The 10,524-nt window shown below is 65.1% G+C and carries 12 protein-coding genes and 1 pseudogene; 6 read left to right on the forward strand and 7 right to left on the reverse strand.

All coding sequences use genetic code 11. The features are described from left to right. Positions 1-242 precede the first annotated feature (242 nt). From B3T77_RS10385 to B3T77_RS10395, 3 genes are all read right to left on the reverse strand, one after another. Positions 243-707 carry a peroxiredoxin gene (locus B3T77_RS10385; RefSeq protein WP_292079381.1) on the reverse strand — a complete coding sequence of 155 codons (465 nt, stop codon included), beginning with the start codon at positions 705-707 and terminating at the stop codon, positions 243-245. Then, positions 707-1,960, reverse strand: coding sequence for a tyrosine--tRNA ligase (gene tyrS / locus B3T77_RS10390; RefSeq protein WP_292079383.1), 1,254 nt, complete (start codon positions 1,958-1,960; stop codon positions 707-709). Before tyrS ends, B3T77_RS10385 begins: the two co-directional genes overlap by 1 nt. Before the next feature lie 327 nt (positions 1,961-2,287). After that, on the reverse strand, positions 2,288-2,503 hold the full coding sequence (locus B3T77_RS10395) for a DUF4287 domain-containing protein (protein WP_066551351.1): 216 nt from the start codon (positions 2,501-2,503) through the stop codon (positions 2,288-2,290). 102 nt (positions 2,504-2,605) lie between these two features. Between B3T77_RS10395 and B3T77_RS10400 the strand changes: the two genes are divergently transcribed. The 5 genes from B3T77_RS10400 (at position 2,606) to ahpF (ending at position 7,463) form a co-directional block, all read left to right on the forward strand. Then, the gene (locus tag B3T77_RS10400; protein ID WP_292079386.1) at positions 2,606-3,115 is read left to right on the forward strand and encodes a DOMON-like domain-containing protein; all 510 of its coding nucleotides are present in this window, start codon (positions 2,606-2,608) and stop codon (positions 3,113-3,115) included. Then, positions 3,112-4,314 carry an exo-beta-N-acetylmuramidase NamZ family protein gene (locus tag B3T77_RS10405; protein ID WP_292079388.1) on the forward strand — a complete coding sequence of 401 codons (1,203 nt, stop codon included), beginning with the start codon at positions 3,112-3,114 and terminating at the stop codon, positions 4,312-4,314. The genes B3T77_RS10400 and B3T77_RS10405 overlap by 4 nt, the downstream gene beginning before the upstream one ends. A gap of 104 nt (positions 4,315-4,418) precedes the next feature. Continuing rightward, positions 4,419-5,060, forward strand: a complete 642-nt coding sequence (locus B3T77_RS10410) for a DUF6624 domain-containing protein (protein WP_292079390.1) — start codon at positions 4,419-4,421, stop codon at positions 5,058-5,060. A gap of 107 nt (positions 5,061-5,167) precedes the next feature. Next, on the forward strand, positions 5,168-5,731 hold the full coding sequence (gene ahpC / locus B3T77_RS10415; RefSeq protein ID WP_292079394.1) for an alkyl hydroperoxide reductase subunit C: 564 nt from the start codon (positions 5,168-5,170) through the stop codon (positions 5,729-5,731). A gap of 142 nt (positions 5,732-5,873) precedes the next feature. Next, on the forward strand, positions 5,874-7,463 hold the full coding sequence (ahpF, locus tag B3T77_RS10420) for an alkyl hydroperoxide reductase subunit F (protein ID WP_292079396.1): 1,590 nt from the start codon (positions 5,874-5,876) through the stop codon (positions 7,461-7,463). Positions 7,464-7,467: 4 nt separating this feature from the next. Here ahpF and B3T77_RS10425 read toward each other — a convergent pair whose 3' ends face one another. From B3T77_RS10425 to B3T77_RS10435, 3 genes are all read right to left on the reverse strand, one after another. Beyond that, entirely contained in the window at positions 7,468-7,722 is a 255-nt protein-coding gene (locus tag B3T77_RS10425; protein ID WP_055753469.1) for a YdeI/OmpD-associated family protein, read from the reverse strand. Positions 7,723-7,763: 41 nt separating this feature from the next. After that, the gene (locus tag B3T77_RS10430; protein WP_055804898.1) at positions 7,764-8,582 is read right to left on the reverse strand and encodes a transporter; all 819 of its coding nucleotides are present in this window, start codon (positions 8,580-8,582) and stop codon (positions 7,764-7,766) included. 73 nt (positions 8,583-8,655) lie between these two features. Then, entirely contained in the window at positions 8,656-9,306 is a 651-nt protein-coding gene (locus B3T77_RS10435; RefSeq protein ID WP_017504016.1) for an alpha/beta hydrolase, read from the reverse strand. A 158-nt stretch (positions 9,307-9,464) separates the two neighbouring features. Between B3T77_RS10435 and B3T77_RS10440 the strand changes: the two genes are divergently transcribed. Further along, positions 9,465-9,944: an Rrf2 family transcriptional regulator gene (locus tag B3T77_RS10440; RefSeq protein ID WP_165117027.1), complete on the forward strand. Its 480-nt coding sequence runs from the start codon at positions 9,465-9,467 to the stop codon at positions 9,942-9,944. Positions 9,945-10,001: 57 nt separating this feature from the next. On the opposite strand, the pseudogene B3T77_RS10445 reads toward B3T77_RS10440, so the two are convergent. Next, a pseudogene (locus B3T77_RS10445) lies at positions 10,002-10,524 on the reverse strand (ubiquinone-dependent pyruvate dehydrogenase); the annotation flags it as partial.

Consider the following 10,524-nt stretch of genomic DNA (forward strand, 5'->3'; position numbering starts at 1 on the left):
GGCGCAGGCGTCGTGGCGGGCAGGGACGGCGTGCTCGCGGCCGTCGGCGTGGGCGTGGTCGGTTCGGGCGCCGGGGGGATGCCCAGGCCATTCGATCCACTGTCGTAGGATTTGCTCTTGGTGAACATGGTGCGCTCCGCATCTGCCAGCCAAGGCCGGCCAAGCCCCTATTAGCCCCGACGCCCACTAGGCCGTGGAGGAGGGGCCAAGGTCAAGCATCGCTTCCGAACGGCGCTCGCCGATCACAGGGCCCTGGCGGCCTCCAGCACGGCGGCGGCGTGGTCTGCGACCTTCACATTGCGCCAGGCCTTGGCGACGCGGCCCTCGGCGTCGATCAGGAAGGTGGCCCGCTCGATGCCCATATATTCGCGGCCGTAGAGCTTCTTCTGCACCCAGACGCCCCAGGCCTCGCAGGCGGCGCCGTCCTCGTCGGAGGCGAGGGTGACGGCAAGATCGTATTTGGCCTTGAACCTGTCGTGCTTTTTCACCGTGTCCTTGGACACGCCGATGACCGGCACGCCCAGAGCGGCGAAGTCGGGCGCCAGGGCGGTGAAGTCCTGGGCCTCACGCGTGCAGCCGGTCGTGTCGTCCTTGGGGTAGAAATAGACGACCGCGGGCTTGCCTTTGAGGGCGGCGAGGGTGACGCGGCCGCCGCCGTCCGTAGGAAGGTCGAGGGCGGGGGCGGGCTGACCTTCGGCGGCGGACATCAGACGGGCCTCACCAGAACGATCTTTTTCTTGCCGGCCGCGAGTTTGATGACGCCGTCCTTGAGGTCGGCTTCGGTCAGCAGTTGGGCCCCGTCGGACACCGCGGTGTCGTTCAAACGCAGGCCGCCGCCCTGGGCCAGGCGGCGGGCCTCGCCGTTGGACGCCGTCAGGCCGGTCTTGGTCACGACAGCGGCGATCATGACGCCGTAAACCTCGCCCGACGGCAGCTCGACGGTCGGCAGATCAGCGGACACCTGACCCTTTTCAAAGTTGCTTTCGGCGGCGGCGCGCGCCTTTGCGGCCTCGTCTGCGCCGTGCAGCATGGTCGTCGCGGCGTCGGCCAAGGCCTTTTTGGCGTCGTTGATCGCCGCGCCTTCCAGCGCTTCGTATTGCGCGATCTGTTCCAGGCTCAGGTCCGTGAACAGACGCATGAAGCGGCCGACGTCGGCGTCTTCGGCGTTACGCCAGAACTGCCAGTAGTCGTAGGGGCTGAGTTGTTCGGCGTTCAGCCAGATGGCGCCCTGAGCGGTCTTGCCCATCTTGCCGCCCGATGCCGTGGTCAGCAGCGGCGTGGTCAGGCCGAAGGCGGCCTTCTGATCCACGCGGCGCACCAGATCCACGCCCGAAGTGATGTTGCCCCACTGGTCCGAGCCGCCCATTTGCAGGGTGACCTTGTGGCTGCGGTTGAGCTCGAGGAAGTCCACCGACTGCATCAGCATGTAGTTGAACTCAAGGAAGGTCATCGGCTGTTCGCGCTCAAGGCGCAGCTTGACTGAATCGAAGCTCAGCATCCGGTTGACGGTGAAGTGGGTGCCGAAATCTCTCAGGAACTGGATGTAGCCGTAGCCGGACAGCCAGGCGTCATTGTTGACCATGACCGCGTCGGTCGGGCCGTCGCCGAACGTCAGGAATTTGGCGAAGACCGTCTTAATGGTGTCGATGTTCGACTGGATCGTCTCTTCGGTCAGCTGCGGACGCGACGCATCCTTGCCGGTGGGGTCGCCGACCTTGGTCGTGCCGCCGCCCATCAGGACGATGGGCTTGCCACCCGCCTGCTGAAGCCGGCGCAACATCATGATCTGAATCAGGCTGCCGACGTGCAGTGACGGCGCAGTGGCGTCGAAGCCGATATAGCCCGGCACCACGCCCGCAGCGGCCGCCTCGTCCAGTTCGACGGGATGGGTGATCTGATGGATGTAGCCGCGCGCCTGAAGCGTGCGCAGGAAGTCGGATTTGAAGGCGTGTTCGGTCATGGTGAGGCTGGGTTAGCAGGGATGACGAGGGTCGTCTTCCCCTAGTCGAGGCGGCGCTGGCTGTTCAGACGGTGCGGATGAAAAACACCGTCTAAAGTGTCTAATTCGTCTAATCTCGGTCGGCGCGAAATTGCACTGCACCGCGAAAGCGCGTGCAAAATGCAAGATGGTGCAGTTCAGGCGGAGCGGCTTTGGGCATGGCTCGCCCATTGTACGACCGTTTTGCAGAGTGACAGGGTAAGCGCTGCTGATTCGTCTCAAAGCCTTGTTTTGTCAGGGTATATCTGGCGGAAATACTAAGGTTAGTGTGACTTTTGAGCGTGGCCGCTACTTCAATCCGTCCTGCGCCAACGTGTAGGCGACCACGGCGTTGGCGTGGCCGTGGCCCATACCGTGCGCGTCCTTGAGAATGGAGACCAACTCCATGTGCCGGGCGGGATAGCCGTCGCGCACAATCTGCTGCCAATGGGAAATAGGATGGCCGTAGGTCTTCTCGATTGAGGGGAAGTATGACGCCGGACCCTTCACGGGATTGTCGGGCATTAGGTTCTCCGTTTCCAGAACCGATACTATCGCAACGCGCGGGTGAGCGTCACGGCGATGCATGAGCGTTGACCGTGCGCGTTGCTTCGATACGAAGGCGCCATGCGTCTGCCCCTGATCCCGCACCCGACATCCAGCCCTGCGGGACTGACTCTGGAGGTCGAGGCGCGGCGGGCCGGGCCCGTGCTGAGCCTGGAGTATGTGCTGGCCGGACCGGTGGAGGGGGTATGGCGGCCGGAGGCGGCGGCGCGGGTGCGGACGGACGGGCTGTGGCAGGCGACTTGTTTCGAGGCGTTCAATCGCACCGAGGCGGGCGGCTATGTCGAATACAATCTGTCGCCGTCGGGGGCGTGGGCGGCCTATCGGTTCGACGGCTATCGCGAGGGCATGCGGGCGCTGGAGATGCCCGCGCCCTTCATCGTGACGCGGTCGGCGCCGGGACAATTCGTGCTGACGGCGGACGTTACCTTGCCGGAGGATGCGGCCGGGGCGGCGGGATTGGCGGCGGTGATCCAGGGCGTGGACGGGGCGATCGGCTATTGGGCGCTGGCGCATCCTTCGGATAAGCCGGACTTTCATCATCCCGACTCGTTCGCGCTGGACCTGACATGAACTTCGGCCTCGACCGCCTTTTGTCCGACGACGCCCTGAGGGCGCTGCTGAGGGGGCGGCGCGTGGCGTTGCTGGCGCATCCGGCGTCGGTGACGAAGGACCTGATGCACGCGGTCGACGCCCTGGCCGCCTGTCCCGAGATCCGGCTGACCGCCGCCTTTGGCCCGCAGCACGGGATGAAGGGCGATCTGCAGGACAATATGATGGAGAGCCCGGATTATCGTGATCCGGTGCACGGCTTTCCCGTCTTCAGCCTGTATGGCGAGGTGCGGCGCCCGCGCGATGAATGGATGGCCGAGTTCGACGTGCTACTGGTCGATCTGCAGGACCTGGGCTGCCGCATCTACACCTATGTGACGACGCTTCTGTACGTGCTGGAGTCGGCGGCGAAACACGGCAAGTCGGTCTGGGTGCTGGACCGGCCCAATCCGGCGGGACGGCCGGTCGAGGGGATGACGCTGAAGCCCGGCTGGGAAAGTTTCGTCGGGGCCGGGCCGATGCCGATGCGCCACGGCATGACGATGGGCGAACTGGGCCTGTGGTTCATCGACCAGTTCAAGTTGGATGTGGATTACCGGGTGGTGGAGATGCAGGGCTGGGCGCCGGAGGCGGGGCCGGGCTTCGGCTGGCCGCTGCTGGACCGGTCATGGGTCAATCCCAGCCCGAATGCGCCGAACCTGTCGATGGCGCGCGCCTATGCGGGCACGGTGATGCTGGAAGGCGCGACCCTGTCGGAAGGGCGGGGGACGACACGGCCGCTGGAGCTGTTCGGGGCGCCGGATATCGACGCGCGGGCGGTGATCGCGGAGATGCAGGCGCTGGCGCCGCAATGGTTGGGCGGCTGCGTCTTGCGCGACATGTGGTTCGAGCCGACCTTCCACAAGCACGTCGGAAAGCTGTGCAGCGGGGTGCAGATCCATGTCGATCACACCGGCTACGACCATGCTTCCTTCAAGCCGTGGCGGGTTCAGGCCCTGGGCTTCAAGGCGATCCGGCGGCTGTATCCCGACTATGACCTTTGGCGGGATTTTCCGTACGAGTATGCGTTCGGCAAACTGCCCATCGACGTGATCAACGGCGGGCCGGGCCTGCGGGAATGGGTGGACGACGCAGGCGCGACGCCAGGCGATCTGGATGCCGCGACACAGCCGGACGAGGCGGCGTGGGAAGAGGCGCGGCGGCCGTTCCTGCTGTATTGATCTTTGCCCAAAGTTCGCCATCAAGGCGCGATCACCTCTCGGCCTGATTGTGGAGGGGTGTTGTGATTGGATTGATTTTTGCCGTTGCGCTGCTGACGTCTCAGGTGCCGGCTGAACCTAGCGTCGAAGTCAGAGCCTTGGTCGCGCCGGTGGCCGAGGCGATCGCAGCCGAAAAGGCGCGTCAAGCCGCCCTGCCGCCGACGACCTCTGACCGCGAGCGGCTCGAACGCATGGGCGCGCTGGATCAGATCGGCAGGCGCGCGGTTACGGTGCTGGATTTCAGCTCTCTGCCTGCCGACGAGCGACAATCCGCTGAGACCTTGGCGTGGGCGGACATCAATGCGATGGACAAGGCCTTGCTGGACGAGCTTTTGACCATGGTCCCGGCGGAAGGATGGTTCAAAAAGTCAGTCTATGGCGAGCGTGCAGCGGGCGCCGCCTTCCTGATCATTCAGCATTCCGATCTGGAAAACTGGCGACGGTTCGTTCCCGTGCTGGAGCCGCTGGTCGCGCAGGGCGAAGTCGAGGGTCAGAGCTATGGTCTGATGTACGACAGGCTGGCGATAAACGAAGGCCGCCCGCAGCGTTACGGCACACAGATGACCTGCAAGGAAGGGCGTTGGGTGGTCGATACGCTGGAGGATCCGCAGCGCGTCGAACAATGGCGGCGCGAGATGAAATTCCCTTGGACGCTGGCGGAATACGAGGCGCGCTTCAGGGATTATCCGCCTTGCACCCAGCAATAGTCGCCATAACCAAAATCTATCACGCATCCGCAAATAAGTGATTGGGCTTATTTGGTGCGGTGCGGTAGGGAGAGCGCCTCCCAACCACCTTGCATTGGATTTTGCGCATGGCCCTCATCAACACGACCATCAAACCCTTTACGGCCGAAGCCTATAAGGGCGGCAAATTCCTGACGGTCACGGACGCCGACGTCGCGGGCAAGTGGGCGATCTTCTTCTTCTATCCGGCCGACTTCACCTTCGTGTGCCCGACCGAACTGGAAGACCTGGCCGACCACTACGCCGAGTTCCTGAAGCTGGGCGTCGAGATCTATTCGGTGTCGACCGACACCCACTTCTCGCACAAGGCTTGGCACGACTCGTCGCCGGCGATCGGCAAGATCGAATACACGATGCTGGGCGATCCGTCGGGCCTGGTGACCAACAACTTCGACGCCATGCGTCCGGGCGTGGGCCTGGCCGACCGCGCGACCTTCCTGGTCGATCCGGACGGCGTGATCCAGTTCACCGAGACGACCTCGGAAGGCATCGGCCGCAACGCCGCTGAACTGCTGCGCAAGGTCAAGGCCGCCCAGTATGTGCGCTCGCACCCGGGTGAAGTCTGCCCGGCCAAGTGGGAAGAAGGCGAAGCCACCCTGGCCCCGTCGCTCGACCTCGTCGGCAAGATCTAAGACTGACTACGCCTATCGGGTCCGGCCTTCGGGTCGGACCCACCCGGCCGCCTCCCAAATGCGGGACGCGGACCTTATCGCGCAGGCCTCGCCGGGATCGGCTCGAAGGCGGCGCGTTACCCTGAAATTCGAGGAGCATCCGATGCTAGACGCCAATCTGAAATCCCAGCTCGAAGCCTACCTCAAAAACATCGTGCATCCCGTCGAACTGGTCGCCTCGCTGGGCGCGGGGCCCAAGTCGATCGAGCTGAAGACCCTGCTGGAGGAGATCGTCTCGGTCTCGCACGGCAAGGTGGAGATGGGCCGCGACTATGACGACGAGCGCCAACCCAGCTTCCTGATCCGTCGCAAGGGCACGGACATCGGCGTGCGGTTCGCGGGCATTCCTCTGGGCCACGAGTTCACGTCTCTGGTGCTGGCCCTGCTGCACGTCGGCGGCCATCCGTCCAAGGCGGCGCAGGATGTGATCCAGCAGGTCAGGGACCTGGACGGCGACTATGTGTTCGAGACCTATTTCTCGCTGTCGTGCCAGAACTGCCCGGACGTGGTGCAGGCGCTGAACCTGATGAGCGTGCTGAACCCGCGCATCAAACACGTCGCCATCGAGGGCGGCCTGTTCAAGGACGAGGTCGAGGAACGCAAAATCATGGCCGTGCCGACGGTCTTCCTGAACGGCGAACTGTTTGGTCAGGGCCGGATGGAGCTGGAGCAGATCGTCGCCAAGCTGGATTCCGGCGCCGAAACCCGCGCGGCCGAGCGGCTGAAGTCCAAGGATCCGTTCGAGGTTCTGGTGGTCGGCGGCGGGCCGGCCGGGGCGGCGGCCGCCATCTATACGGCGCGCAAGGGCATTCGTACGGGCGTCGTCGCCGAACGCTTCGGCGGACAGGTGCTGGATACGATGGCGATCGAGAACTTCGTCTCAGTCCCCTACACCGAGGGCCCCAAGCTGGCGGCCCATCTGGAACAACACGTCCGCGAGTATGAAGTGGACCTGATGAACCTGCAGAAGGCGGCCAAGCTGATCCCGGCCAAGGTTGCGGGCGGCCTGCACGAGGTGGTGCTGGAGAACGGCGCATCGCTGAAATCGCGGACCGTCATCCTGTCGACCGGCGCTCGCTGGCGCCAGATGAATGTGCCGGGCGAGGACCAGTACAAGAACAAGGGCGTGGCCTATTGCCCGCACTGCGACGGGCCGCTGTTCAAGGGCAAGCGGGTGGCGGTGATCGGCGGTGGCAACTCCGGCGTCGAGGCGGCGATCGACCTGGCGGGCATCGTGGCCCATGTTACCCTGATCGAATATGACAGCGAACTGCGGGCCGATGCGGTGCTGCAGCGCAAGCTGGCGACCCTGCCGAACGTGCGGATCGTAACCTCGGCCCTGACGACCCAGGTGCAGGGCGACGGCGAGAAGGTGACGGGCCTGTCCTACAAGGACCGCAACTCCGACGCCCATCACGACGTCGATCTGGAAGGCATCTTCGTGCAGATCGGTCTGGTCCCGAACACCGAATGGCTGCACGGCGCGGTGGGCCTGACCCCGCGCGGCGAGATCGAGGTGGATCACCGCGGCGAGACCTCGCAGCCGGGCATCTTTGCGGCGGGTGACGCGACGACCGTGCCGTACAAGCAGATCGTCATCGCCATGGGCGAGGGGTCAAAGGCGGGTCTGTCGGCCTTCGACTACATGATCCGCACCGAGCCGGCGAAAGAGGCGGTGGCCGAACCGGCGTGATCGCTCAACGGTGAGGGCAGCCGGGCCAGCAACAGGGGCGGCGCTTGCCGTCGGTCAAGCTCGCCCGGCCCCAATCCAGCCGTTTGCGACGGGTTTCCGACTTCTTGGCGGACTCGATCCAGCAGATCCATTCGTTGCGGGCCAGGGGCGTGATGTCGCGCCAGGTCGCCAGGGCGTCAGGCGCGGCGACCAACGCCGCGCGCAGGTCGTCCGGCAAGTCGTGAACCACGCCGCCGGTGATGTCGGTCGCATCGGCCATGCCCATTTGTCGCAGCGACAGGTCTGGTCCGCAACGGCGCGTTAGAACCGCCGTGCGAGACCGACTCCGAACTCCACATCCGGGCTGTCGTCGTTCAGGCCGAAGTTGAGACCGAAATCCAGTTGGGCGTCGGGCAGGAACGGGGGCGACCAGACGGCGGTCAGGTCGAAGGTGGACTGGGTGGTCGCTTCCACCGGATCATCGTCGCGGCTAACCCAAAGCTCGGCACCCAGATCCCAGCGGCCGAAGCCGCGGCCGACGCCGGCGACCATCGTGTAGGCGGCGTGGCGGCCGTCCCCGTCCGCGTCCGAGACCCAATCGACTTCGGGTGACAAAGCCAGGCTCCAGTCGTCGTTCAGCGGGATGGAGACCGGCAGGATGACGCCGCCCTCGAAACCGTCGGCGCGAATGCCGCGCGCACCGGTCGGCGCGGTGATGAAGCCGGAAATCGCGACGGACAGGCCCGAGCCATCCGGGTTTTTCAGAGAATGGCGCAGGCCGAGACTGAGATCGCCGACGCCTTCGTTCACATCACGATCGCCGGTCGCGCGGTCGAGAATGCGTTCGTGGTTCCAGGTCGTGAGCCCGACTTGAAGCTCAGTCAGGCCGGTCAGGCCATAGCGCACGAACAGGTCACCGGCGTCCCAGGTGTCGGTCCGTGTCGTGCCGTCCGTCTGACGCGCGCCGTCGAACAGGCCGAGTTCGACCTGCCAGCGGCCTTTGTCGAGGATGCAGGTCGGGGTGCCCTTGCCGGGGCGATCGGCGCAGAAATCGCGCTCTTGCGCGGGAGTCGACTGAGCCGCAACGGCCGTGGGCAAGGCCAGGGAGGCGATCAAGGCGATCAGAAGGGGCGGACGCATGGCGGATCTCGTAGCGATGTCTCGCCCGATCATGCCGCCCGCGCCTTAATCAGCCGTGACGCCAAGCCGGATACTAGGCCGGCTTTTCTTCCAGACGCTTGTCCAGATAGGCGCCGACGCGGGTTTCGACCGCGCTCATGTGGTCCTGCCAGAAGTGGCTGGCGCCCTCTTCCAGTTCGTAGTCGATGATGATGCCCTTTTGGGTGCGCAGCTTGTTGACCACGCGCTCGACCTCGACCGGCGGGACGATGGTGTCGGCCGTGCCGTGCAGGAACAGGCCGGACGCAGGGCAGGGCGCCAGGAAGCTGAAGTCATACATGTTCGACGGCGGCGAGACGGAGATGAAGCCGTCCGTCTCGGGGCGACGCATCAGAAGCTGCATGCCGATGTAGGCGCCGAATTGATAGCCGGCGACCCAGGTCTGGCTGGCGCCGGGGTTGTTGGCCTGAAGCCAGTCGAGGGCCGTGGCGGCGTCCGCCAGTTCGCCGATGCCCGAATCGAACTCGCCCTGCGACTTGCCGACGCCGCGCGAGTTGTAGCGCAGGGTCGCAAAGCCGCGCTGCTGGAACAGTTGGTGCAGGGTGACCGCGACCGGGTTGTTCATATGTCCGCCCGCCTTCGGATGCGGATGCAGGATCAGCGCGATCGGGGCGTTCGGGCGCTTGCCCGGGGAATAGCGGCCTTCGATGCGACCGGAGGCGCCGGGCAGGATGACTTCAGGCATAGGGGCTCTGGAATCCGTTCAACTGTCATTTCGCGAGTGCGTAATACTTGACCGCGGAGGTGGGACTTTCTAAGTCCCTCCGCAAGCGCGCCGCCTTTGCGAAGGCGCGGGTTCTAGCACAGGAGCCCCGAAAAGCGCGCAATTTTTGAAGGTGCGAAATGCGTCTGTCGACCAAGGGACGATACGCCGTGATGGCGATGGCCGATCTGGCGAAGAACGGACGCGGCGAGAGCGGTGAAATCCGGGCGGTTTCGCTGGCCGAGATCGCCGCGCGCCAGGAGATTTCGCTGAGCTATCTGGAGCAGTTGTTCGCCCGTCTGAGGAAGAGCGAACTGGTCAAGAGCGTGCGCGGGCCGGGCGGCGGATACCGTCTGTCCAAGGCGGCGCACGAGACGGTGGTCGCCGAGATCGTGCTGGCGGTGGATGAACCGATCCGGGCGACGCGGTGCGTGGCGCATGGCTCGCCCAAGGGCTGCATGCTGGCCGGCGAACGCTGCATCACCCACAATCTTTGGGAAGACCTGGGCGACGAAATTCATCGCTATCTGGCGGGCGTGTCGCTGGAGGATGTGGTGATGAACCGCACGGGCCAGCGTCGGCGCAATGTCGAAGCCTCGGCCGTGGGGGTCGCGGCATGAGCGGCGTCTATCTGGACTATAACGCCTCGGGCCTGGTGCGGCCGGAGGTGTTGGAGATCATGGCCAGGGCCCTGGCCGACAACGGCAATCCGTCGGCGGTCCATGCGGCCGGCCGGCGGGCGCGGGAGCGGCCAGGTTGTCGAGCTCTTTGCGGGAGTTCCGGTAATGCCGAAGCGCGGCGTCAAGGAAGGCGCTGTCCTGGCGATCGTCCAGTTGCTCGAGCAACGCGGCGATGGTCTCGCCCACGTCGCCAGCAATACCCATCGTCAGCGGCGCGCGCCGGCCCAGGGCGCTGGGATCGCGATCGACCTGCACGATCTTTGCGTGTTTGGGATAGAACGGGCGATACGGAAAGTCCGCGCCCAGCATCAGCAACAGGTCGGCGTTCTCCATTGCGTGATAGCCGGAAGAAAAGCCGATGAAGCCGGTCATGCCGACGTCGCAAGGGTTGTCCCATTCGACGTGCTCTTTGCCGCGCAACGCATGGATGACAGGAGCCTTGAGCCGCTGGGCCAGCGCGACCACCGCATCGTGGCTGCCGGCGCAGCCGCTACCGGCCACGATCGACACCTTCCCTGCC

The organism is Brevundimonas sp. UBA7838, assembly GCF_002500885.1.
GTDB classification, from domain to species: domain Bacteria; phylum Pseudomonadota; class Alphaproteobacteria; order Caulobacterales; family Caulobacteraceae; genus Brevundimonas; species Brevundimonas vesicularis_C.

Bases quoted from the DNA above. Each gene is read 5' to 3' on its own strand.
- B3T77_RS10385 (WP_292079381.1), bottom strand. From the start codon at position 707: ATGTCCGCCGCCGAAGGTCAGCCCGCCCCCGCCCTCGACCTTCCTACG.
- tyrS (WP_292079383.1), bottom strand. From the start codon at position 1,960: ATGACCGAACACGCCTTCAAATCCGACTTCCTGCGCACGCTTCAGGCG.
- B3T77_RS10395 (WP_066551351.1), bottom strand. From the start codon at position 2,503: ATGCCCGACAATCCCGTGAAGGGTCCGGCGTCATACTTCCCCTCAATC.
- B3T77_RS10400 (WP_292079386.1), top strand. From the start codon at position 2,606: ATGCGTCTGCCCCTGATCCCGCACCCGACATCCAGCCCTGCGGGACTG.
- B3T77_RS10405 (WP_292079388.1), top strand. From the start codon at position 3,112: ATGAACTTCGGCCTCGACCGCCTTTTGTCCGACGACGCCCTGAGGGCG.
- ahpC (WP_292079394.1), top strand. From the start codon at position 5,168: ATGGCCCTCATCAACACGACCATCAAACCCTTTACGGCCGAAGCCTAT.
- ahpF (WP_292079396.1), top strand. From the start codon at position 5,874: ATGCTAGACGCCAATCTGAAATCCCAGCTCGAAGCCTACCTCAAAAAC.
- B3T77_RS10425 (WP_055753469.1), bottom strand. From the start codon at position 7,722: ATGGCCGATGCGACCGACATCACCGGCGGCGTGGTTCACGACTTGCCG.
- B3T77_RS10430 (WP_055804898.1), bottom strand. From the start codon at position 8,582: ATGCGTCCGCCCCTTCTGATCGCCTTGATCGCCTCCCTGGCCTTGCCC.
- B3T77_RS10435 (WP_017504016.1), bottom strand. From the start codon at position 9,306: ATGCCTGAAGTCATCCTGCCCGGCGCCTCCGGTCGCATCGAAGGCCGC.
- B3T77_RS10440 (WP_165117027.1), top strand. From the start codon at position 9,465: ATGCGTCTGTCGACCAAGGGACGATACGCCGTGATGGCGATGGCCGAT.